Source organism: Marinomonas sp. THO17 (genome assembly GCF_040436405.1).
Taxonomy (GTDB): Bacteria; Pseudomonadota; Gammaproteobacteria; order Pseudomonadales; family Marinomonadaceae; genus Marinomonas.
On the sequence record NZ_AP031575.1, the window covers coordinates 2,666,047 to 2,688,696 of the forward strand.

The 22,650-nt window shown below is 44.8% G+C and carries 20 protein-coding genes; 15 read left to right on the forward strand and 5 right to left on the reverse strand.

Translation table 11 applies throughout. The annotated features are described in order from the left end of the window. The 9 genes from rpmD (at position 1) to rplQ (ending at position 5,119) form a co-directional block, all read left to right on the forward strand. Complete coding sequence (rpmD, locus tag ABXS85_RS12695) at positions 1-186, forward strand: 50S ribosomal protein L30 (RefSeq protein ID WP_067020101.1); 186 nt, start codon at positions 1-3, stop codon at positions 184-186. Between the two features lies 1 nt (position 187). Further along, on the forward strand, positions 188-622 hold the full coding sequence (gene rplO, locus ABXS85_RS12700) for a 50S ribosomal protein L15 (RefSeq protein ID WP_353666892.1): 435 nt from the start codon (positions 188-190) through the stop codon (positions 620-622). Further along, entirely contained in the window at positions 623-1,954 is a 1,332-nt protein-coding gene (gene secY / locus ABXS85_RS12705; RefSeq protein WP_353666893.1) for a preprotein translocase subunit SecY, read from the forward strand. A gap of 19 nt (positions 1,955-1,973) precedes the next feature. Further along, the gene (rpmJ, locus tag ABXS85_RS12710) at positions 1,974-2,087 is read left to right on the forward strand and encodes a 50S ribosomal protein L36 (protein WP_012071915.1); all 114 of its coding nucleotides are present in this window, start codon (positions 1,974-1,976) and stop codon (positions 2,085-2,087) included. A gap of 121 nt (positions 2,088-2,208) precedes the next feature. After that, positions 2,209-2,565, forward strand: coding sequence for a 30S ribosomal protein S13 (rpsM, locus tag ABXS85_RS12715; RefSeq protein ID WP_353666894.1), 357 nt, complete (start codon positions 2,209-2,211; stop codon positions 2,563-2,565). A 66-nt stretch (positions 2,566-2,631) separates the two neighbouring features. After that, entirely contained in the window at positions 2,632-3,024 is a 393-nt protein-coding gene (rpsK, locus tag ABXS85_RS12720; RefSeq protein ID WP_009836290.1) for a 30S ribosomal protein S11, read from the forward strand. A 16-nt stretch (positions 3,025-3,040) separates the two neighbouring features. Then, positions 3,041-3,661: a 30S ribosomal protein S4 gene (gene rpsD / locus ABXS85_RS12725; RefSeq protein WP_353666895.1), complete on the forward strand. Its 621-nt coding sequence runs from the start codon at positions 3,041-3,043 to the stop codon at positions 3,659-3,661. A 33-nt stretch (positions 3,662-3,694) separates the two neighbouring features. Continuing rightward, positions 3,695-4,699 carry a DNA-directed RNA polymerase subunit alpha gene (rpoA, locus tag ABXS85_RS12730; RefSeq protein ID WP_353666896.1) on the forward strand — a complete coding sequence of 335 codons (1,005 nt, stop codon included), beginning with the start codon at positions 3,695-3,697 and terminating at the stop codon, positions 4,697-4,699. 42 nt (positions 4,700-4,741) lie between these two features. Beyond that, complete coding sequence (rplQ, locus tag ABXS85_RS12735) at positions 4,742-5,119, forward strand: 50S ribosomal protein L17 (RefSeq protein WP_353666897.1); 378 nt, start codon at positions 4,742-4,744, stop codon at positions 5,117-5,119. 636 nt (positions 5,120-5,755) lie between these two features. Here the strand turns inward: rplQ and ABXS85_RS12740 are convergent. Next, on the reverse strand, positions 5,756-6,562 hold the full coding sequence (locus tag ABXS85_RS12740; protein WP_353666898.1) for a DUF2145 domain-containing protein: 807 nt from the start codon (positions 6,560-6,562) through the stop codon (positions 5,756-5,758). A 134-nt stretch (positions 6,563-6,696) separates the two neighbouring features. Continuing rightward, a complete protein-coding gene (locus tag ABXS85_RS12745) occupies positions 6,697-7,026 on the reverse strand; it encodes a hypothetical protein (protein WP_353666899.1) in 330 nt (109 codons plus the stop codon). Positions 7,027-7,162: 136 nt separating this feature from the next. Here ABXS85_RS12745 and ABXS85_RS12750 point away from each other — a divergent pair, with 136 nt between their 5' ends. Further along, on the forward strand, positions 7,163-7,900 hold the full coding sequence (locus ABXS85_RS12750; protein WP_353666900.1) for a helix-turn-helix transcriptional regulator: 738 nt from the start codon (positions 7,163-7,165) through the stop codon (positions 7,898-7,900). 333 nt (positions 7,901-8,233) lie between these two features. Here the strand turns inward: ABXS85_RS12750 and uvrA are convergent, their stop codons facing one another. After that, on the reverse strand, positions 8,234-11,056 hold the full coding sequence (uvrA, locus tag ABXS85_RS12755; protein ID WP_353666901.1) for an excinuclease ABC subunit UvrA: 2,823 nt from the start codon (positions 11,054-11,056) through the stop codon (positions 8,234-8,236). Between the two features lie 155 nt (positions 11,057-11,211). On the opposite strand from uvrA, the gene ABXS85_RS12760 reads away from it, so the two are divergent. From ABXS85_RS12760 to ABXS85_RS12780, 5 genes are all read left to right on the forward strand, one after another. Further along, the gene (locus tag ABXS85_RS12760; RefSeq protein ID WP_353666902.1) at positions 11,212-12,570 is read left to right on the forward strand and encodes an MFS transporter; all 1,359 of its coding nucleotides are present in this window, start codon (positions 11,212-11,214) and stop codon (positions 12,568-12,570) included. 30 nt (positions 12,571-12,600) lie between these two features. Next, positions 12,601-13,317 (forward strand): single-stranded DNA-binding protein, encoded by a 717-nt coding sequence (ssb, locus tag ABXS85_RS12765; protein ID WP_353666903.1) that lies wholly within the window; start codon positions 12,601-12,603, stop codon positions 13,315-13,317. A 197-nt stretch (positions 13,318-13,514) separates the two neighbouring features. After that, positions 13,515-14,657 carry a hypothetical protein gene (locus ABXS85_RS12770; RefSeq protein WP_353666904.1) on the forward strand — a complete coding sequence of 381 codons (1,143 nt, stop codon included), beginning with the start codon at positions 13,515-13,517 and terminating at the stop codon, positions 14,655-14,657. 9 nt (positions 14,658-14,666) lie between these two features. Continuing rightward, entirely contained in the window at positions 14,667-16,439 is a 1,773-nt protein-coding gene (locus ABXS85_RS12775; protein ID WP_353666905.1) for an ATP-binding protein, read from the forward strand. Between the two features lie 40 nt (positions 16,440-16,479). Continuing rightward, positions 16,480-16,953, forward strand: a complete 474-nt coding sequence (locus ABXS85_RS12780) for a hypothetical protein (protein WP_353666906.1) — start codon at positions 16,480-16,482, stop codon at positions 16,951-16,953. A gap of 177 nt (positions 16,954-17,130) precedes the next feature. On the opposite strand, the gene atzF is transcribed toward ABXS85_RS12780, so the two are convergent. Then, positions 17,131-18,960 carry an allophanate hydrolase gene (atzF, locus tag ABXS85_RS12785; RefSeq protein WP_353666907.1) on the reverse strand — a complete coding sequence of 610 codons (1,830 nt, stop codon included), beginning with the start codon at positions 18,958-18,960 and terminating at the stop codon, positions 17,131-17,133. Then, positions 18,957-22,586, reverse strand: coding sequence for an urea carboxylase (gene uca / locus ABXS85_RS12790; protein WP_353666908.1), 3,630 nt, complete (start codon positions 22,584-22,586; stop codon positions 18,957-18,959). The genes atzF and uca overlap by 4 nt, the downstream gene beginning before the upstream one ends. Between the last annotated feature and the right edge of the window lie 64 nt (positions 22,587-22,650).

Below are 22,650 nucleotides of genomic sequence, written 5' to 3' on the forward strand. Positions count from 1 at the left end.
ATGGCGAACAAAACCATCACAGTTCAACTAACCCGTAGCCCGATCGGTCGTCTTCCAAAGCACCGTGAAACTATTAAAGGCTTGGGTTTGCGTAAAGTTGGTCAGACTCGTGAGTTGGAAGATACTCCAGCAGTACGCGGTATGGTCAATAAAGTTTATTACATGGTTAAAGTGGTAGGAGAGTAACATGTTCTTAAATACTATTCGCCCTGGCGAAGGTAGCAAGCATGCTCCTAAACGTGTAGGTCGCGGCATTGGTAGCGGCTTGGGCAAAACGGGTGGACGTGGCCACAAAGGTCTTAAGTCTCGCTCCGGTGGCTCAGTAAAACCTGGTTTTGAAGGCGGTCAAATGCCTTTGCAGAAGCGTCTGCCAAAATTTGGTTTCACTTCGCGTCAGGCTAAGTATGTTGCTGAGGTTCGTCTAAACGAGCTTGCTGCTGTAAATGCTGAAGTTGTAGATTTGGCTGCTCTGAAAAGCGCCGACATTCTAGGTCATCAGATTAAAACTGCTCGTGTAATCTTGTCTGGTTCTATCGACAAAGCGGTTACTGTTCGCGGTCTTAAAGTGACTAAAGGTGCTCGTGCCGCTATTGAAGCAGCTGGCGGAAAAGTCGAGGAATAAATGGCAAAGCGTGGCTCACTACCTGCCGGAATGCAAAGCGGATTAAGCGAGCTTTGGGCTCGTATTCGTTTTGTTTTCTTGGCAATTATTGTATATCGAATTGGTGCACACATTCCGGTTCCTGGTATTAACCCAGATAGATTGTCAGCACTGTTTGATCAAAATGAAGGCACAATACTGAGTTTATTTAACGTATTCTCAGGTGGCGCTCTTGAGCGTATGAGTATATTTGCGCTTGGGATTCTGCCTTATATTTCTGCCTCAATCATTATGCAGTTATTGACGGTCGTGAGTCCGCAGCTAGAGCAACTTAAGAAAGAGGGTGAGGCGGGTCGACGTAAGATTACCCAATACACTCGTTACGGTACGGTTTTACTGGCATTGGTTCAGTCTGCTTCTATGGCAGTGGGTCTTGCCAGCCAAGGTATTTCTTTTGACACAGGTCTGCAGTTTTATGCTGTAGCGGTTGTGACATTGGTTGCTGGTACTGTTTTCTTAATGTGGCTAGGTGAACAAGTGACTGAGAAAGGCATTGGTAATGGTATTTCCATTCTAATCTTTGCTGGTATCGTTGCAGGTTTGCCTTCTGCTCTAGGCCGCTCATTTGAGTCGGCTCGCCAAGGCGATATTAATATATTGGCTTTGTTATTGATTGGTATTTTGGCTATTGCGACGGTCGCTTTCGTTGTTTTCATCGAGCGTGGTCAGCGTCGTATTACGGTTAATTATGCTAAGCGTCAACAAGGCAAAAAAGTGTTTGCTGCACAAAAGAGTCATTTGCCTCTCAAAGTAAATATGGCAGGTGTAATTCCGCCAATTTTTGCATCTAGTATTCTATTGTTCCCTGCATCGATCGGCCAATGGTTCGGTCAAGGTGAAGGTATGGAATGGTTGCAAAATATTTCTTTGGCTCTGGCTCCTGGGCAACCGCTCTATGTGCTGTTGTTTGCGATTGCAATTGTGTTCTTTTGCTTTTTCTATACAGCCCTAGTGTTCAACCCTAAAGATGTGGCAGATAACTTGAAAAAATCCGGTGCTTTTTTACCGGGTATTCGTCCAGGCGATCATACTGCTCGATATATTGATGGAGTAATGACGCGTTTGACATTGTTTGGTGCTTTGTACATCACATTGGTGTCACTGATGCCTCAGTTCTTTGTTGTTGCGTGGAACGTTCCGTTCTACTTTGGCGGCACCTCTATGTTGATCGTAGTGGTGGTTGTTATGGACTTTATGTCGCAAGTACAAAGTCACTTGATGAGTCAGCAATACGAGTCATTAATGAAGAAGTCTAATCTGACTGGTTATGGTCCAAATGGCCTAATGCGTTAAGCATAGGTTGGAGTTGAACATGAAAGTACGTGCATCTGTAAAGAAAATCTGTCGTAACTGCAAAATCGTTCGTCGTAACGGTTCAGTTCGAGTGATTTGTGTTGAGCCTCGCCACAAACAGCGTCAAGGCTAACAGCGAGTCATCTCGACGATGGGAAAGGGTGGTTGATTTATTCTACGAATGTAGGCATAATCAGCCGCCCTCATAAAAGTAAAGTGATGAATTATTCATCAATAACAACGGAGTAAAGTGAATGGCTCGTATAGCCGGTGTCAATATTCCTGACAATAAACATGCGGTCATTTCTCTGACTTACATCTTCGGAATCGGTCGCACTCGTTCACGCGCTATTTGTGCTGCTACAGGTGTTGCTGAAACTGCGAAAATTGGTTCTTTGAGCGATGACGTTCTTGACCAATTACGTGGCGAAGTTGCGAAGTATACTGTAGAGGGTGACTTACGCCGTGAAGTCAGTATGTCTATCAAACGTTTGATGGACCTAGGTTGTAATCGCGGTATTCGTCACCGCCGCAGCCTACCTGTTCGTGGTCAACGTACCAAAACGAACGCTCGTACACGAAAAGGCCCTCGTAAGCCTATTCGTAAGTAATTTAAACGCGTTTCGCTCTAGCTGAAAAATTCGCTAGAGCTGAGCATTAATTTAGGAAAGTGCAATATGGCTAAGCCAGCTACGCGCAATACCAAGAAGAAAGTCAAAAAGACGGTTGTCGACGGTGTTGCTCATGTACACGCGTCTTTTAACAACACGATCGTGACTATCACCGATCGCCAAGGTAATGCTTTGTCTTGGGCGACTGCCGGTGGTTCTGGTTTTCGCGGTTCTCGTAAAAGTACACCATTTGCTGCGCAGGTTGCAGCAGAACGTGCCGGTGCTGTCGCACAAGAATTCGGCCTTAAAAACGTAGACGTAATGATCAAGGGCCCTGGTCCTGGTCGTGAGTCCGCAGTTCGTGCATTGAATGCATTGGGCTTGCGTATCAACAACATCACAGATGTGACGCCAATTCCACACAATGGTTGCCGTCCACCTAAGAAACGTCGCGTTTAATTGAGGAGACAGACATATGGCTCGTTATATAGGTCCAACTTGTAAGTTGTCTCGTCGTGAAGGTACCGACTTGCAATTGAAGAGCGGTTCACGCGCTCTTGAGTCTAAATGTAAAGCAGAAACCGTTCCTGGTGTACATGGTGCACGTCGCGGACGTCTTTCTGATTACGGCTTGCAATTACGTGAGAAGCAAAAAGTTCGTCGTATGTACGGCGTGCTAGAAAAACAATTCCGTAACTACTACAAATCTGCAGCACGTCTAAAAGGCGCAACTGGCGAAAACCTTTTGCAACTTTTGGAATCTCGTTTGGATAACGTGGTTTATCGCGCAGGTTTCGGTTCTACACGTGCGGAAGCTCGTCAGCTAGTTGGCCACAAAGGCATTCTAGTTAACGGTCAAACGGTTAACATTCCATCTTACCAAGTTAAAGCAGGTGATGTTGTGTCTATCCGTGAAAAAGCTAAGAAGCAATTGCGTGTACAAAGCGCACTAGAGCTATCTAAAAATCGTGCACCGATCCACTGGATCGAAGTTGATGCAACTAAATTGGAAGCAACTTTCAAAGCTGCTCCAGAACGTGCCGATTTATCAGCTGAAATTAATGAGAACCTAATTGTCGAACTTTACTCTAAGTAAGTCGGTGATTGGGATTAAGATATAGGTGGATCTATGCAGCGTTCAGTGAGCGAATTGTTAACCCCACGAAACATTGAAGTTCAGGAATTAGGCAACACGCGCGCTAAAGTTACGCTACAACCGCTAGAACGTGGTTTTGGTCATACTTTGGGTAATGCGCTACGTCGCATTCTTTTATCTTCGATGCCAGGTTGTGCGATTGTTGAAGTCGAAATCGACGGTGTATTACACGAATACAGCGCAATCGAAGGGGTTAAAGAAGATGTAATTGAAATTCTTCTTAACCTGAAAGGAGTTGCGATCGCTCTACACGGGCAAGATGAAGCAACTCTTACTCTAAGTAAAAAAGGTCCTGGTGTCGTAACGGCTGGTGATATCCAGTTGGTTGCTGACGCAGAGATCGCTAACCCAGACCATGTTATTGCGCACTTGGATGATACTGCAGAGTTAACTATGCAGATAAAAGTCGCTCGTGGTCGCGGTTATGAGCCTGCTGATGCTCGTGTTGCTGGCGACGATGAGACTCGTCCAATTGGTCGCTTGCAACTGGATGCCTCATTCAGCCCTGTTCGTCGTGTTGCTTACAGTGTCGATAATGCTCGTGTAGAGCAACGTACAGACTTGGATAAATTGGTGCTAGACATCGAATCCAACGGTACGATCGATCCTGAAGAAGCTATCCGTCGTGCAGCGACCATTCTTCAACAACAAATCGCTGTATTTGTTGCCCTAGAAAGCGAAAGCGAAGCGCCTGTTGAAGAAGAAGAGGATGAGATTGATCCAATATTGCTACGCCCGGTTGATGATCTTGAATTGACCGTTCGCAGTGCTAACTGTTTGAAAGCAGAGAACATTTATTACATCGGTGATTTGATTCAACGTACTGAGGTTGAGCTTCTTAAGACGCCTAACCTAGGTAAGAAGTCGTTAACTGAAATCAAAGATGTTTTAGCACAGCGTGGTTTGTCTTTGGGAATGCGTCTAGAAAACTGGCCACCAGCTAGTTTGAAAGACGATAGCAAAGTTCTAGCTCGCTAGGTCATTGTTCCCTGACCACCGTAGTTTGGTAAGGAATGTATAATGCGTCATCGTAAGAGTGGACGTCACTTAAACCGTACTAGCTCGCATCGCAAAGCGATGTTCAAAAATATGGCTGCTTCTTTGTTTGAGCACGAAGTTATTAAAACAACTTTGCCAAAAGCAAAAGAATTGCGCCGTGTTGCAGAGCCTTTGATCACATTGGCGAAAGTTGATTCCGTAGCGAATCGTCGCCTTGCCTTTGCTCGTACTCGTAGCAAAGATGCAGTAGGTAAATTGTTCTCAGAACTTGGTCCTCGTTACCAAGCTCGTCCTGGCGGTTATGTTCGCATTCTAAAATGTGGCTTCCGTGCAGGTGACAACGCACCTATGGCTTACGTGGAATTGGTTGATCGACCAGAAGCGGAAGCCGCTGAGTAACATCAGTTTGTAATAAAAAAACCGGACTCTCGAGTCCGGTTTTTTTGTGCCTTACTAAAGCCTCTTTTCGTTCATTATCTTCTCTTATTTATCTTTACTTAGTTTGTACGATCTTTTATCCACAATATCGGTTTAATACCTTAAAATCTCAAATTGTTTAAAAGCCTGTTTATAAGCGTAAACTTATTAACCTTTCACTTAGCAAGTGTCTTAGGCTAAGTTGCGTGTGGATAATTTGCTTGTTAGTTTTAATCTGTTGAATTCAAGTGACAAGTGTTGATACTGAACTTGTTAGTCAGTCATTGAATATAGGGATGGTATGAATGAGTGATTTAGAAAGAATGCTTACTTTCTGACGTTATGTGCATAAATTTTTCTCCAATTTCACATCAACCCCAAAATAGAGACGAGTTTGATCGTGAATTTTTCGATTCAATTTCAGAGCGTTCAAATCATTACAATAGAAATAACTAGTTTTATAGAACGGAACCCCATCAGACAAATATCCTATAAATGTTTAATAATTAGATTCAGTTAATAAGACATTCTAATTTATCAATAATCGGTGTTTGGGTTGACGTTATAAAAAAGGGGAACGCTCGTTCCCCTTAAAGCTGAGAGTTTTGTATTTTTATTTCAAAGCGGCATAACACTGCGGTCTTCGTGGAAGCTAACACCTTGTTTTACCATTTTGAATTTATTCAAATATCGGTAAATTGAGGAGAAAGTGGTTGTCTGAACATTGCCAGAATGATCTCTCAAGGCAACATCTTTTACGAACATGGATCCCAGCGTCAGTTTTAGCGGGCTTACATCAAGTGTTTGAGGGTCAAAATACGCTTTAGCGTTTGCTTTTAGTTGTTCTCGATCAGTTGTTTGATAAATGGCTGCGTTTAATAGGTCTAATGTGTATTCGGTGCAATTCTGTAACTCAGTATTAAATGGATTTGCGATGACTGAGTAATTGGGGTTATGTAATTTTTTATTGTCTCCATTTACGTATAACTTGATCAATCGCGTTTGCATTTTTTCACTAGGAATGATGATGCCTGCTTTTAGTGTTTCGGTGCCCCAAAAAAAATCCACAGGATAATCTTGAACCAACCGACTTTTGTCTCGTGCATTATCTAATTGATATAGGTTATGAATGGTGTAACCTTGAACCGTTTGTCCGTTATTTAACTGAATATCCGAATAAATCGCGATGGCAGTATGTGTGTAATGAATGCCCTCAGGAAGGTCTTTCTCTGGACGTCCTACTCTGGCAATAATAAAAGCTCTGGCTTGTTGCGAGGCGGCATATTTTTCTACGTTTTTTGCAAACGCCGCAACTCTGTCTGCAGAGATCAGAGCATTTTTATTTGCCTGACTTCCACCCCATGCGGTAGCAGGCAATGTAATCGACATGAACAGTGATGTGATAAGTGCGATGATTATCTTCATATTCCAATCCCTAGTTCTATTTTGATAGCCTTAAGTAAATGGCCGTGTTTTGATGTTTTCTCAAACGATTTATTCTTGAAAGCGGTGTTAACGAAAGGAGCAAGCAAGTTATTAGCGCCTGCTCCCGGAAAGATCTAGTCTTGAATAGCTTTGTCTGGAGATGGGCCCGCAGTAATCGTTTTATCAGTAATATTAAAAGTAGTTGGAATGTTATTATGAGCTTTCATAGTAGATACTCCAACTTGAGTACTTGCCGCCCCGACGGAGCCAGTAACCGCTCCTGAAATTAAGATTGGAGATGCCACTACAGCACTAACAGGTTGGGCAACTGATGCCGCGCCATGGCTCGCACCGAGGGACAAATGTTTACTAGCTTGCGTGCTGTGATCGGAAGAAGCGACCGCTGTTGAACACGCTATGGCGGAATATAAAGCGATAATTGTTGAATGTTTAATTAACTTCATAGTTTTAACTCCATTTTTGTGTTTGGTGAGACAAAAGCTATATCAGGGTTACGCAGAGGTAAACTCAAACCTGTGAAGTTGATTAATTTGAGACCAAAGGTATTATTTAGTGATACTTTAATGGCAGGAAGTACTCATGAGCCAAATAAATCAAGTCAATCAAACGCTAAAGCTTTTGCTCAAACAAAAGCAGATTACCTATAAGGATATTGCAGATCAGTTAGACATGAGTGAAGCTAATATTAAACGTATTTTCTCAACACAAAGCTTTACTTTAGATCGTTTGGAACAAATTTGTAGCCTTTTAAAAATTACTCTTTCAGACCTTTTTATACTGTCCGAAAAGCAAACAGAAAAAGTCAGCCAATTAACAGAAGAACAAGAAAAGGAGCTTCTCGCTTCGCCAAAATTGCTCGTTGCAGCGATTTGTATAAGAGATAGCTGGTCTTTTCAGGATATGATTAATGTCTACGACATTTCTGAGCATGAAGGTATTCAGTTGATGTCTAAACTGGACAAGCTCAAAGTCATTGAATTTCTACCCAATAACCATTATCGCTCACTTATCGCACATGATTTCCGTTGGTTACCGGGAGGACCACTTGAGACCTTTATCGAACGAGAGGTACTGTCAAACTTTGTAGCTGCCAAGGAAGGAGAAGAATGGGATTACCGTTTATATTTGAGTGGACGCTATTCTGAATCTTCAATCGAAATAATCAGACAGATGTTGGAAAAAGTTGCCTACAAAGCATCCGCTTTAAATCAAGAAGACGCGGTATTACCTCAATCGAAAAGGCAGCGAACAGGTATGTTAATAGCGATGAGACCTTGGGAGTCTGACTTTATAAAGTCGTTGGAGCGGAAGAACTAAAGATTTGTATCTGTATTTTATTTAGATCTGGGTAAAAAGTATTGGTGTCGAATTACTATCAAGCATGACTGTTATAGATAGTCCCAATGATTTCATTCGAAAGGGTTTAAAGCCAGACTAGGATTTTTATCATACGGTTGATGCACTTAGTCACGGAATTGATGCACGACTGGAGTTTGCATTGGACTCTTGAAGTTTAGAGCTGTTGCATGTTTTATTCGTAAGATTCAATAGGTTTTTGTTTTGTGCTTGCCAAGATACTTATCCACCAGTTCAATAGAAAATTAAACCGGTGGATAAGTGTTAGGATCTATTAAATAGAACGAAGTCGTACTAGGGCAACATAGTCTTTAAGAAACGACCTGTGTGAGAATTTTCTGCTTCTGCTACCGTTTCAGGTGTGCCTTCTGCAATGATGTAACCACCGCCGCTACCGCCTTCAGGTCCTAGGTCAACTATCCAATCAGCCGTTTTGATTACGTCCAGATTATGCTCTATGACCACTATGGTATTACCGTGATCGCGTAAGCGATGCAGTACTTTTAACAGTTGTTCAATGTCTGCAAAGTGCAATCCGGTTGTTGGTTCATCGAGAATATACAAGGTTTTACCAGTATCACGCTTAGATAGCTCTTTGGCCAGCTTAACTCGCTGTGCTTCACCGCCAGACAAGGTCGTGGCGGCTTGACCCAAGCGAATATAGCCTAAGCCCACATCAATTAAGGTTTGCAGTTTACGAGCAATGGCTGGCACAGGATCAAAGAATTCGCGAGCGTCTTCAATGGTCATTTCCAAACATTCGTGAATATTCTTGCCTTTGTAATGTATCTCAAGGGTTTCACGGTTATAGCGTTTACCTTTACACACATCACAAGGCACATACACATCGGGTAAGAAGTGCATTTCCACCTTGATCACGCCATCGCCCTGACAGGCTTCACAGCGTCCGCCTTTGACGTTAAAACTAAAGCGACCTGGTTTGTAGCCACGAGAGCGTGCTTCTTGTGTTGCTGAGAAGAGCTCACGCATTGGCGTGAAAATACCTGTGTAAGTCGCTGGATTCGAGCGTGGTGTGCGTCCAATAGGGCTTTGGTCAATATCAACACACTTGTCGAATTCGTCCATGCCTTCTACTTTACTGTGCGGCGCAGGTTTTAAGGTAGTCGCTCCGTTGAGAGCGGTTGCCGCCAATGGATACAGGGTGCCATTAATCAAAGTGGACTTTCCTGAGCCGGAAACGCCAGTAACACAAGTCATCACGCCAAGAGGGATACTTAAATCCACATTGTTTAGATTATTGCCCGTGGCCCCCAATAATTTCAGATGTTTGCCCTCTTTCGCTGGGTGACGCACTGCCGGTATATCTATTTTACGTTCGCCTGTTAAAAACTTGCCTGTAATAGACGACTCGCAATTCATAATGTCTTGCGGTGTGCCGCTGGCAATGACTTCGCCACCATGAACACCGGCCCCCGGGCCAATGTCCACAACGTGGTCGGCAATGCGTATCGCATCTTCATCGTGTTCTACCACAATGACGGTATTACCTAAATCTCTTAAACGGGTGAGCGTGGCAATAAGGCGTTCATTGTCTCGTTGGTGAAGGCCAATGGAAGGTTCATCCAAGATGTACATTACGCCAACCAAGCCAGCGCCAATTTGGCTCGCCAATCGAATACGTTGCGCTTCACCACCAGACAGAGAGTCAGCTTTACGGTCGAGTGTTAAATATTCCAGACCCACGTTGACCAAGAAGGTCAGACGATCACGTATTTCTTTTAGAATCTTGGCGGCAATTTCACCTTTTGCGCCGGTTAGCTGTAAATTTTCAAAGTAGTTTAAACAGTCTGCAATGGAGTAGGTGACTATCTCAGGTAGGGTTTGTTCCTGAATGAAGACATTGCGGGCGGATCGGTTCAAACGTGAACCATGACAATCTGGACAAGGTTGTACACTGATGTACTGAGCCAAGTCATCACGTACGCTATCCGATTCCGTTTCATGATAACGGCGTTGTAGATTCGGAATAACACCTTCAAAGGCATGAGAGCGAGTCATCTTATCGCCACGCTCGTTAATGTAGACAAAACTGATCTTATCGCTGCCGGAACCGTGCAAAATGCGTTTTTTAAAATTGTCGGGGATGTCCTTGTATGGCGCATCAATATTAAAGCCATAATGATTGGCAAGGGCGGTAAGCTGCTGATAATAGAAAATACTACGTCGACCCCAGCCGCGAATCGCGCCTTCCGCTAAAGTCAGTGTGTCGTCCTGAATGATACGCTCAGGATCAAACATCTGATGTGTGCCCAAACCGTCACAGGTCTGACAAGCGCCATTGGGGTTATTGAACGAGAACAAACGCGGTTCTAGTTCCGTCAGGCTGTAGCCACATACAGGACAAGCGAATTTACTGGAGAAAATATACTCTTCTTCCGGTACGTCCATATTAATGGCTTTGGCAATACCATCGGACAATTCCAAACAGGTCTCGAAGGATTCAGCCAAACGTAATTGAAGATCTGAACGTACTTTAAAACGATCAATGACCACTTCAATGGTGTGTTTCTTGTTCTTTTCTAAGGCTGGAGCATCGTCTAAATCCACCACAATGCCGTCAATACGAGCGCGAATAAAGCCTTTGGATAATAGATCGTTGATAGTGTGTAAGTGCTCACCTTTGCGATCTTTCACAATAGGCGCTAACAACATCATCTTGGTATCTTCGGGCAGAGAGATCACCTTATCGACCATTTGTGAAATGGTTTGTGCTTCCAGTGGTTCGCCATGATCAGGGCAGCGCGGCTGACCAGCACGAGCAAACAGCAAACGCAAGTAATCGTAGATTTCGGTAATAGTACCAACCGTCGATCTCGGGTTGTGAGAGGTGGACTTTTGCTCAATGGAAATAGCCGGAGACAAACCTTCAATGTGGTCAATGTCGGGCTTTTCCATCATAGATAAAAACTGTCTCGCGTAGGTCGACAAAGACTCTACATAACGACGCTGACCTTCTGCGTATAAAGTGTCAAAAGCAAGAGAAGATTTACCTGAGCCTGATAAGCCCGTAATGACCACAAGCTTGTCTCTTGGAATGTCTAAATCCACATTTTTCAGATTGTGGGTGCGGGCCCCGCGTATGGTAATGGTGTCCATGGGTCTCCAATGAAAACGGATCGACAGAAGTCATTCTGCATTTAATAAAATAACTGTCTATTTTTACAGTAGTTAACATGGAGCTTCAACGGTAAATTCGGTAAAATTAGCATCTTTTTTTCTTAACCCTCATGTTAAGTGGTTGTGACCTCCTTATGGATCTACTCGAACGTCGTTCAGTTCTTGCTCTAGCGCTAATTTATTTGTTCCGCATGCTGGGCTTGTTTCTCATCATGCCGGTGATTAGCCTAGCAGCCGATGGCCTGAGCGGAGCAGATGCCGCACTCATTGGAACGGCGATTGGCATTTATGGTTTGACTCAAGCTTGCCTACAAATTCCCATGGGCATGTGGTCGGATAAGATTGGCCGCAAGCGCGTTATCGTTATCGGCTTATTGCTATTTGCCTTAGGCAGTTTGATTTGTGCCAACGCCGACGACATAAATACGCTGATCATTGGTCGTGCGGTTCAGGGTGCTGGTGCCATCGCCAGTACCTTAATGGCGTTACTGAGTGATGTGACCCGTGAACAGAATCGAACCAAAGCCATGGCCAGTGTTGGGGTGAGCATTGGGGCTTCTTTCATGTTGTCGCTGGTGTTCGGCCCTTGGTTGTTTGCCTTAATTGGCTTATCAGGTTTGTTCTACTTGTCGTTTGCCTTGTCTTTTGTTGGCATTTTGTTGATTGTTTTTGCCGTGCCAAACAGTGTGCAACACACCTTTCGTCGCGATACCACACCGAGCTTGGTGGCCTTAGGGGCGGTGATGAAGAACGCTCGTTTGCGTTACCTAAACGTCAGTGTCTTATTTGTCCACGCCAGTTTAACGGCCATTTTTGTTGTCGTACCCGGACGTTTGATTAATGAGTTTGCTTTGCCTCTTTCTCAGCACAGTTGGCTTTACTTGGCGATCATGGGGTTTGCATTTGTTGGCATGTTACCCTTGGTCATTATTGCTGAAGCCAAAGGTAAGATGAAACAAGTCCTAATTAGCGTTTTTATCCTATTGGGCATCAGCTCGATTGGTTTACAATATGCTTCCTTGTTTTGGTTGTTTGCTGTGTTATTGTGGGGTTACTTTATTGGCTTCAACGCCATGGAAGCGGTACTGCCTTCAATGGTCAGCAAATTAGCACCTGTAGGGTATCGTGGTACTGCAATGGGGGTCTTTTCAACCCATCAATTTATTGGTTCCTTCGTTGGCGGCGCAGGCGGTGGCTGGCTGCTGCAACATCATGCTAATGAAGGCGTCTTTTTCGTGGTAGGCGCGGTCTTTATCGCTTGGTCTTTGGTCAGCATGGTGCAACCAGCACCGCGCCAATTAACTAGCTTGGCCTTTAGTCTACCTAAGATGACCAATGCAGAAATCTCTGCGCTGGCTGAACAACTTGCCAAGGTCCAAGGAGTGGAAGGTATGCAATTATTTGAAGATGAACAAACCGCTTATCTCAAAGTGGATAAAAAACAGCTAGACAAAGCAGCCTTGGTGCAACTTGCGCCACAAGCTAATGTATAAAGAAAGAACTTATTTCAGTTGGAGAACGTCATGGCACGTGGAATAAACAAAGTAATTATCGTAGGTAACGCAGGCAACGATGCCGAAGTGCGTTTCATGCCATCTGGTGGCGCCGTGGCAAACGTCAGCCTAGCGACAACCGAAAGCTGGCGCGACAAGCAAACAGGCCAGATGCAAGAGCGTACCGAATGGCACCGAGTGTCATTCATGGATCGTGGTAACTACCGACTAGGTCAAATCGCCGGTGACTTCATCAAAAAAGGCTCAAAAGTCTATGTTGAAGGCTCATTGCGTACCCGTGAATGGGAAAAAGACGGCATCAAGCGTTACACCACCGAAATTATCGCCAGCGAAATGCAACTTCTAGACGGCCGTAACGATGGTGCCATGCCTTCGGCTGGTGGTTACGACAACATGCAAGGTCAGGCTGGTGGCTACGGTCAAGCGCCACAACAGCAAGCGCCACAAGGTGGTTTTAACCAATCGCCTCAGCAGCCACAACAAGCACCTCAACAGCGTGCGCCACAAGGCGGCTTTAACCAGCAGCCAGCGCAGGGTGGTTATGGTCAACAAGCTCCGCAACACCAACAAGCTCCGCAACAACAAGCGCAGCCACAATCTTTTGGTAGCTGGGGCAACCAACCTCAACAGGCTCCGCAGCAAGCGCCACAACAAAAAGCGCCGCAGCAGCAAAAGCCACAACAAGCGCCAAACTTTGATGACTTTGACGACGATATTCCGTTCTAGAGTTTACCTGAGACTAGAAGTGTAAAGTTTGTTTCTGAAAGCCCCGTATATCGGGGCTTTTTGTTTTTTAGTGGAAAATTAAGGTTTGTCTGCTATACATGTGAATGTGTTGGAAACATAGTTAATTTAACGCTGCCCCGTTTTGTTTCAACACAAAGGCCAAAGATGGCTTGCCTATTTGAATGGAAAGGCTAAGTATGGAATTTATAGAAGAAATAAATATTAATGAAATCTGGCAAAATAGCGTAAATCTGTTGGTTGGATCCGGTGCATCATATGGTCTATTCCCAACACTAGCTACAGCAATGGATGGAGAGTCTATTGAAACTCTAGGGAAATACTTTGAGGATAGCGGCAAAAATGATCTAAAAACGCTTCTTTTTATGTATTACTATGAAAGCTGTATTGGACCTGTAACAGTCTTTGATATCGAAAATGAAAAATCCTGTTTTGAAATAACTCAGTCAACAAATAGCCGGAAGAGGCTTAATGTTATTGAAAACTATAAAAGACTGCTTAAGACTCTTCGAGGAGTTGCCTCCAAAAACAAGTCGCAGTTGAAATCGAACATATTTACGACAAACTATGATTCATGCTTTGTCTGTGCGTATGAAGAGCTATTGCTTGAGCAACCTAATCTTGAATTTAATCTCAATGATGGCACTAAGGGGTTTAGCAGAAAGTTCTTAGAAGTGCGTAACTTTGATACGTTTGAAGTTACAAGTAGTATGTTCGGAAATAACAGAACGATTACACCTCAAGCAAACCTTGTCCATCTACATGGCTCAGCGTACTGGAGTTTGAACCAGCAACATATTGCTGTTGACTATCAGAATCAAGAATCAAAGTTCGTTCCCAATTTCTTCGATAATGTTCGGGCAGAACTTAACATTATGGAAGCTGTTCTGAATTCTCCGCAGTCAACTAGAGATGACTTCAGTCATATCCCATTTGATGCTGCGTTTAGTGATATAGCTCGCCAGTTTTGGGAGACTTACGAGAAGTTGCCAATTGTTAATCCAACCAAATGGAAATTTCATGAGACGGTGTTTGATGAACATTACTATCAAATGCTTCGTTTTATGAGCTATGAGCTTGAAAAACAGGACTCTACTCTTGTGGTGTTCGGGTTCTCGTTTGCAGATGAGCACCTTACAAACCTCATCAAACGTTCACTGGGTAACAAGACACTTACCATGTATATCTGCTGTTTTGACGCTGAGACAGTCAAGGAAATAGCTGGCATGTTCGAAGGCTTCAACAATGTAAAGATAGTAAGGAATGCAAAGTTGCTAGACTTTAACGTTTTTAACAACGAAGTTTTTAAGCTTCCAAGCTAGGAGTGATCAATGTCTATTCTAGTTGGGGAAGTGATTGCTGTCCGAGGCGTTAAAGTTTCAATAAAAGTCTTTGAAGAGTCGAACAAAGATACCCTGTTTTATGATGGTGTGAAGTACAAGGGGATATCAATTCGTGAGTATGTACAAATTGAACGTGGTTTCAAAAAAATAATATGTGTAGTCGAAGGTGAATATCTTGATGAAAAGAATACAGATGATGAAGATCAGCATATACGAACTGTAGATTTAAAACCGATTGGATACTTTGATTCTGGGAGGTTTTTTGAAGGTATTAAGCATCTGCCTTTGATTAAGGATCCGGTATTCCTGCTTGAGGAGAACAAGCTCTCTGATATCTTTGGAAATGACGCCGAAGGCTTTGTTATCGGTAGGCTCTTGAAGGAAGAGTTCCCAGTATCGTTACCATGGAAAAAGTTGTTTAACACCCATATTGGTATATTTGGCAATACAGGCAGTGGTAAATCTAATACATTAACCAATCTTTACACTACACTGTTTGATAAGAAAATCGAATCCATTAATGGAAAAAGCCAATTTGTAGTAATTGATTTCAATGGTGAGTATACCAGTGGCCAGTTAGTTGCAGCGCAGCATAAAAATGTTTACAACCTGAACACTAGGCAGGCAGAAGATAAATTTCCATTGGCTAAAGAGGAGTTTTGGGATGCGGATACTTTAAGCATTCTCTTTCAGGCGACACCGAATACTCAAAAGCCCTTTATTAACCGAGTAGTAAAAGGGAAACTGAGGTTTGATACTAAAGCTAACTTCCTTCGCTATATCAAGACAGCCTATGAAAAGGTATTTTCCGCTGCATCTCCTAATCCTGAGCTACTTGACCTTATCCGAGACATTACAGATGTTCTTGATAATAGGCCCCTAGAGGATACATTAAAGAATATCACCTATATTAGTTCTGCTAACACCAAAGCATTTAAGCTCAATGGAGGACGTTTTTTCAACTCAGATGGCGAGGGCTATCGAAGTCAATTACAGCAAGATGTCGATGGTATAACTATTCCAGATGACTTTAGTGATCTTGACCAATTCAGAATTCGATGCCAGATTCAACTCATACGTGACCTCATCCTTGGCTATGTGCAGTTTGACTTTATCCAACCACTACTGAAGCGCATCGAGTCATCATTATCTAATTTGACAAAAGTAATTCGAGTTGTAAGTGAGCCCGTTGATAGTAAAACTGTAACGATAATTTCTTTACGAAAGTGTAAACAAGATATCAAAAAGGTGCTTCCTCTCCTGATTGCCAAGCATTATTACAATCCACACAAGACAACTGTAGCAAACCCACCTGATAGCACTATTCACCTGATAATTGATGAGGCTCATAACGTGTTATCACAGCAATCAACGCGTGAAAGTGAGAGTTGGAAAGATTATAGGCTTGAGACATTTGAAGAGATAATTAAAGAAGGTAGAAAGTTTGGAATGTTCTTAACCCTATCTAGTCAAAGGCCTGCTGACATATCACCAACTATTGTTTCTCAAATTCATAATTTCTTTATTCATAGGCTTGTAAACGAGAGAGACTTGTTTTTGATCGATAACACAATCAGCACTCTTGATGGGATGTCTAGAAGTATGATCCCTAACCTTTCTAAGGGGAGCTGCGTAATCACAGGTACTGCTTTTGATTTACCAATGGTATTGCAGGTTAATGAGTTGCAGAAAGAGAAGCAGCCTGACAGTGAGGACGTTGATCTACAAGCATTATGGTCTGAGCAGTTGAATGTTTCTTAATGCTTTGAGTATGTTATTTCATTATATAGGAGTAAGTCATTTGTTAAAGAGAGCTGGGATGGCTTTTCTCTGTTTATGTTTAATGGAGTCTATAGCTTATGCTTCTGATAAAGAGTTCAACTTAGATGAATTCAGGGCTGAGCAAGACTTCAGTCAAGTACTTGATGATGCTGAAATTGCAGCAGAGTGCTTCGGTTTGGCTAAGCAAATTGGATGGATAAGAAAAGCGGAAATTTTAGCAATGATCTCTCTTTCTTCCTTTCAATCGACTGGTATGGATGAAAACGAGGCTTTGAGGATTCTTTTGTTATACGAACGAATATCTTTGGAAAAAGTAGAGGGTTATACGTTGGGAAGAATATCAGGGATAAGCGAGATCATTAACAATACAGTTTCTGGTATGAACGAGAAGGAAAAAGAAGCCCTAATTGCATCTTGGGATGTAGCTAATACTAGAAAATTTAATGCTTTAATTTTTTATGAGCGTCAGTCGTGCGATGACGTATTAAATTAAACGACTCAGAGTAAAAATGGGTAACAACACAGAATATTTTACTTAAGCTGACAAAGGTCTGGATGCGCTTGTATAGTCTGTTTGAACCATTCAGCTGACAGCACAGCGAGATCATGAAAAAGCCTTCGTATCCTTGATGCGAAGGCTTTTTGCTTTCCTGACTCTATCAATCCGGAGTTATTTCAAACTCGCCAAGTAGCTGCGCCAGCCGCCGAAGTGGGTGATATCGGTGGCGTCTGCGATGGCATAAGGTTCGCAGATGAAACCTGATACTGAGCTGCCGTCGGCGAGTTGCACTTTGCCTATGCCCAGTGGCGCTGGGATGCCCGCTACAAAGCTACCAAAATGGGCGCTCGGCACCGACCAGACTTCGACCTCAATGGCTTGTCCTTGTTCGGCATCGAGGATGAGTCCGGGGCGATAAGGCGGGCCGCCAGCCAAAGCGTACATACGGTAGCTGGTCGCTGTGGTGGTTTGGACTTTGAGTTGCGCGCCGTGTTCGCTAAGTTGCCAATTGAGTGGCTGACCTGACAAGTGTGCGCCACACACCATCACGTCTATGGTGTCCGTCTGGCCAACGGGTGTGTCATTGGTTGGCACAGCTGTCATGTCTAACGCGCCTTTATTGAGTGGAATAGCACGCTGTACACGATTAGCAATGGACAATAATCTACGATCACTGAAGGTTGGCCCGAATAGGGTAATACCAAACGGCATGCCAGCTTCTGTCATCACGCCGGGTACGGCAATCGCGGCAAAATCGAGCAAATTCATGAAGTTAGTGTAGTAGCCCAGTTCACTGTTGCGCTTGATGGGTTCTGCCAACATTTCTTCGATGGTGAAGTGGGTTCCGGCGGTTGGCGTCAGAATGCAATCCACTCCAGCTAGCTGCGCTAGGCAAATTTGTTTGAGATCATTGATGCGATATTGCGCTTTGAATAATGCCGTTGCTGGTGGTTTGCCACCGGGTGCAATGATTTCTCGCACGGCGGGGAACACGGCTTCTGGGTTGTCGTCAATCAAAGGTTGGGTGGCGAGGTAGCGTTCGGCAACCCAAGGGCCTTCATAGAGTAATTTTGCCACTTCATCAAAAGGGGAAAAGTCGATTTCTTTGAAGTGGAAGCCTGCTTCGCTGAGTTTGGCTAAGGTATCTGAGTAAGCTTTTTGGTAACCCTTATCACCATAAAATTTCAGCTGGGAGGATGGGATCACACCGACGGTCAATTTACCTTGGCGTAAACCATAGTGTCTTGCTTGATTATCAAATGGGTTGGGGCGGCTATAGCCATCGCGAATGTCATAGCCTTCGGCAACGGCCAAGGCGGTATTGGCGTCGTCTGTGTTGTAGGCAAAGATGGTCATGCAGTCGAGACTACGACACGCAGGTAACATGCCCTTAGCAGACAATAAACCTATGCTGGGTTTCACTCCAATGAGGTTGTTGAAACCCGCAGGAATACGCCCCGATCCAGCGGTGTCTGTGCCTAAACTGAAGCTGGCTAAGCCTAATGCCACTGCTGTTGAAGAGCCTGCGCTGGAGCCGCCGCTGACATAGTCAAAGTCGAAGGCGTTATGCCCAGCGCCGTACGGTGAACGAGTGCCATTAATGCCAGTGGCAAATTGATCCAGATTGGTTTTGCCAACGGGAATGGCTCCGGCGTCGATAAGTTGCTGAACCACTTGTGCCGTTTCTGCTGGTGTGTAGGCAAATTCAGGACAAGCGGCGGTGGTTGGAATGCCAGCCAGATCAATGTTGTCCTTGATAGCAAAGGGAATGCCCCATAGAGGATGCGAGTCCATGTCTTTGTATTGTAAACCTTTTAGGTAAGTGGCTTGTTCTTCTTCGCTAAGTAAGTGAATCCAGATGTTATAAGTATCGAATTCGGTGGCGCGACGACGAATGTCCTGCATCACTTGTTCTGGGGTGAATTGGCCTGTTTGATAAGCGGTTCGCAGGGCGTCAAATCCCATGTCGGTAACGTTTTTTAGTGGTGCGATAATACTCATGCTTGTTCCTCCAATACCACAACAGCTTGTCCTGCATTTACGCGACTACCATTGTTTAATAACATTTCAGAGACCACACCATCACAGCTGGCATGGAGTGGAATTTCCATCTTCATGGATTCGAGAATGACCAAGACTTGTCCCGCTTTCACGGACTCGCCAGTCACTACTTGGGTCTGCCAGACACTGCCCGAGACAGGGCTGTCGATGACGATAGCGTCTTCGCTCCAGGTGACCTCTGTGTCTTGGCTGGTGGCTTCTTGTTCGTCAAAATGAAATTGACCATTGGCATGCCAACGTGCCAGTTCTTCGGCAAAAGCGGCATTTCTGGAGGCTTTGAATTCATCAATAGAAGTGGCATTGGCTTCCACAAAGGCCTCGTAGTCAGACAAGGAAAATTGGCTTTCTTCAATGCGAATCTGGTAGTTGTCATGAGGGAAATCCGTTCGAATTTGCTGTAATTCTTCATGGCTAACCGGATAGAAACGAATCTGATCGAAGAAGCGTAACAGCCAAGGTTTGCTAAAGGCGCTGGTTTGACGGTAGCGATTCCACATTTGCAAGGTGCGTCCGACAAACTGATAGCCACCCGGGCCTTCCATGCCGTAAACACAGAGGTAAGAGCCACCGATGCCAACGGAGTTTTCCGCTGTCCATGTTCGCGCGGGGTTGTATTTGGTGGTCACCAGTCGGTGTCTTGGGTCAATAGGGGTAGCAACCGGCGCGCCGAGGTACACATCGCCTAAGCCCATGACCAAATAGCTGGCGTTAAAAACTATGTCTTTCACCTTATCTATGCTTTCTAACCCATTGATACGTCTAATGAATTCAAGATTGCTTGGACACCATGGAGCATTCGAACGAACCGATTGTGCGTATTTATCAATGGCTTCTTGGCAAGCTTTGTCGTCCCAAGATAAGGGCAAATAGACGGTGCGCGATGGCACGCTCAGCTCTGCCAAAGTGGCACTAAGGTTGCGTTCTGCTGTCTCAAGTAGTGCCAGCAAATCCTGATAAGCAATCTGTTGGCTGTCATAGTGAATTTGCAAGGAGCGTATGCCGGGCGTGAGTTCTTTCATGCCAGTGAAAGGATGCTTCTCTAACCACTGCATGAGGGCATGGGCACGAAAACGCAGACGAATGTCCAGCATCTGCTCGCCATATTCCACCAACAAAAAGTGATCCCCTGCGGCGCGATACACTATGTCGTCACCAAACTCGTCGGCACTGAGAGTTTTCAGAATGGGGGAGCCAAGGTCACAAGCCGAGACATTGAGCTTGGGCTGGCTTAAACTCTGTAGGCTGGCGATTTGCTCGGCCTCAAGCGCCACGGCATCTTCGATGGTGACAGGAATAAAGCGTACTTTATCGCCCGCACGTAATTGTCCAAGTTTCCACAAATCCGCTGTGATCACAGTGGCAGGGCAAACAAAACCCCCTAAGGACGGGCCATCTGGACCAAGAATAACTGGCATATCACCGGTAAAATCTATGCTGCCAAAAGCATAAGCATTGTCATGGATGTTGGATGGGTGTAACCCAGCTTCACCACCATTTTCTCGTGCCCATTTGGGCTTAGGGCCAATTAAGCGTACGCCAGTTCGGCTGGAGTTGTAGTGAATTTCCCAGTCAGTAGCAAAGAAGGTGCTAATGTCTTCTGGGGTAAAAAAATCAGGGCTGCCATGAGGGCCGTAGATGACGCGAATCTCATGCTGGTGGCCTATGCTGGGCAGCAGACTTTGCTCAATGGCCTGGCTGACTTGCTTCGCATTTGGTAAGCCGCTGATGAGTACGTCACCAGTTTGTATGGCGCGACCATTGTGACCACCAAATTGCCCTAAGGTAAAGGTGGATTTAGACCCCAAATAATCAGGGCAATCAAAACCACCTGATACCGCCAAATAACAACGCGCACCTGTGTCACGAATGCGGCCTAAGTTGAGGGTTTGGCCTGCTGCTACCTTGATTGGCTGATGTAGTGCGACAGTGTTCCCATCCAGTTTGGCGTCGATTTGTGCTCCAACTAAGGCAATTTCAGTAGCAAAACTGAATTGCAAACTTGGGCCTTGTAGGGTGATTTCCATGGTGGCAGCCCCGATATCATTGCCCAAGATGCGGTTGGCTAAACGACTGTGATAGTTATCAAATGGACCTGAGGGCGGTACACCCACATTCCAATGATGCTGACGACCGGGAAAATCTTGCAAGGTGGTAAGTGTGCCACCACTGAGCACATCAATACGCTTTGGCTGATAACGAAAGTCGTTCAGGTAGCGTGTGCTCACTTCACCTTTGATCAGGGCTGGGTCTTTTAGTAGGTGTTTTAGGTAGTCGAGATTGGTTTGTGTGCCATACAAGGTGCAATCGTCTAGGGTGGCTTGTAATGCGCTAAGAGCTTGCTCGCGGTTTTGTTGATGGACGATGACTTTGGCGATCATAGGATCAAAATAAGGCGAAATCTGTAGGCCTGTTGCTACCCAATGGTCAATTCGCACCTTGTGGTCGAGTTCGGCTTTTGGGGCGTCAAAATAGGAACTGGGGAGATCAACATAGCTGAGTAAGCCAGGGCTTGGCTGGAAGTCTTTGTAAGGGTCTTCCGCATACAGTCGCACTTGAATGGCATGACCTTGTGGATTTAATGATGCGCCTAAAGACGCTAAATCCATTGTTTCATTGGCGGCTAAGCGAACCATCCATTCTACCAAATCAATGCCATACACTTCTTCGGTGACGCCGTGCTCAACTTGTAAGCGAGTATTTACTTCTAGGAAGTAAAACTGTTCGCTTTCCATGTCATAAATGAATTCCACCGTGCCTGCATTACGATATTTAACCGAAGACAGTAAGGATTCGGCGGTTTGGTGTAGTTGGTTGCGCACGGCGTCGCTTAGGTTGGGTGCCGGACATTCTTCAACGACTTTCTGGTTACGACGTTGACTGGAGCAGTCGCGCTCCCCCAGTGCTAAGGCACCACCTTGTCCATCGGCAAATATTTGTACTTCTATGTGTCGAGCACGGGCGATGAACTTTTCTAAAAACACGCCATCATCGGCAAAATTGCTGGCACCAAGACGTTTGACGGAATCAAAGCTAGCATTGAGTTCCGTTTCATTATGGCAAAGCTGCATGCCAATGCCGCCACCACCAGCGGTGCTTTTGAGCATCACTGGATAACCTATCTGTTGGGCCGTTAGGCGAGCGCTGTCTAGGTCTTGTAATAAGTCTGATCCCGGCAGTAATGGCACGTCGGCTTGAAGGGCCAACTCTCGGGCGCGGTGCTTCAGTCCAAAGGCCAGCATTTGCTCGTCAGTAGGGCCGATAAAAGCGATATCTTGCCCTTCACATTGGCGCACAAAAGCAGCATTTTCGCTGAGAAATCCGTAACCTGGATGAATGGCTTGAGCACCAGACTGCTTGGCTATAGTCAGAATTTTATCGACATTCAGATAGGTATCGCTGGCCGCGCCTTCGCCGAGAGAGTAAGCTTCATCAGCCAGTTTGACATGACGGCTTTGGGCATCGGATTCCGCATACACAGCAATGGCTTTTATTTGCATGCGTTTGAGCGTACGAATAATACGTACGGCAATTGCTCCACGATTTGCAATCAAGACAGTGTGAAACATGTTTTAACCTTTTCCGGGTCGTCCCGGTTAAATAAGCAACTCAATGGTCGTCCATTAAGTGAGT

Excerpts from the sequence above, each read along its gene's own strand:
- secY (WP_353666893.1), top strand. The coding sequence starts at position 623 with ATGGCAAAGCGTGGCTCACTACCTGCCGGAATGCAAAGCGGATTAAGC.
- rpsD (WP_353666895.1), top strand. The coding sequence starts at position 3,041 with ATGGCTCGTTATATAGGTCCAACTTGTAAGTTGTCTCGTCGTGAAGGT.
- ABXS85_RS12760 (WP_353666902.1), top strand. The coding sequence starts at position 11,212 with ATGGATCTACTCGAACGTCGTTCAGTTCTTGCTCTAGCGCTAATTTAT.
- atzF (WP_353666907.1), bottom strand. The coding sequence starts at position 18,960 with ATGAGTATTATCGCACCACTAAAAAACGTTACCGACATGGGATTTGAC.
- rplQ (WP_353666897.1), top strand. The coding sequence starts at position 4,742 with ATGCGTCATCGTAAGAGTGGACGTCACTTAAACCGTACTAGCTCGCAT.
- ABXS85_RS12775 (WP_353666905.1), top strand. The coding sequence starts at position 14,667 with ATGTCTATTCTAGTTGGGGAAGTGATTGCTGTCCGAGGCGTTAAAGTT.
- rpsM (WP_353666894.1), top strand. The coding sequence starts at position 2,209 with ATGGCTCGTATAGCCGGTGTCAATATTCCTGACAATAAACATGCGGTC.
- uvrA (WP_353666901.1), bottom strand. The coding sequence starts at position 11,056 with ATGGACACCATTACCATACGCGGGGCCCGCACCCACAATCTGAAAAAT.
- ABXS85_RS12740 (WP_353666898.1), bottom strand. The coding sequence starts at position 6,562 with ATGAAGATAATCATCGCACTTATCACATCACTGTTCATGTCGATTACA.
- uca (WP_353666908.1), bottom strand. The coding sequence starts at position 22,586 with ATGTTTCACACTGTCTTGATTGCAAATCGTGGAGCAATTGCCGTACGT.
- rpoA (WP_353666896.1), top strand. The coding sequence starts at position 3,695 with ATGCAGCGTTCAGTGAGCGAATTGTTAACCCCACGAAACATTGAAGTT.
- rplO (WP_353666892.1), top strand. The coding sequence starts at position 188 with ATGTTCTTAAATACTATTCGCCCTGGCGAAGGTAGCAAGCATGCTCCT.
- ABXS85_RS12770 (WP_353666904.1), top strand. The coding sequence starts at position 13,515 with ATGGAATTTATAGAAGAAATAAATATTAATGAAATCTGGCAAAATAGC.
- rpsK (WP_009836290.1), top strand. The coding sequence starts at position 2,632 with ATGGCTAAGCCAGCTACGCGCAATACCAAGAAGAAAGTCAAAAAGACG.
- ABXS85_RS12745 (WP_353666899.1), bottom strand. The coding sequence starts at position 7,026 with ATGAAGTTAATTAAACATTCAACAATTATCGCTTTATATTCCGCCATA.
- rpmD (WP_067020101.1), top strand. The coding sequence starts at position 1 with ATGGCGAACAAAACCATCACAGTTCAACTAACCCGTAGCCCGATCGGT.
- ABXS85_RS12750 (WP_353666900.1), top strand. The coding sequence starts at position 7,163 with ATGAGCCAAATAAATCAAGTCAATCAAACGCTAAAGCTTTTGCTCAAA.
- rpmJ (WP_012071915.1), top strand. The coding sequence starts at position 1,974 with ATGAAAGTACGTGCATCTGTAAAGAAAATCTGTCGTAACTGCAAAATC.
- ssb (WP_353666903.1), top strand. The coding sequence starts at position 12,601 with ATGGCACGTGGAATAAACAAAGTAATTATCGTAGGTAACGCAGGCAAC.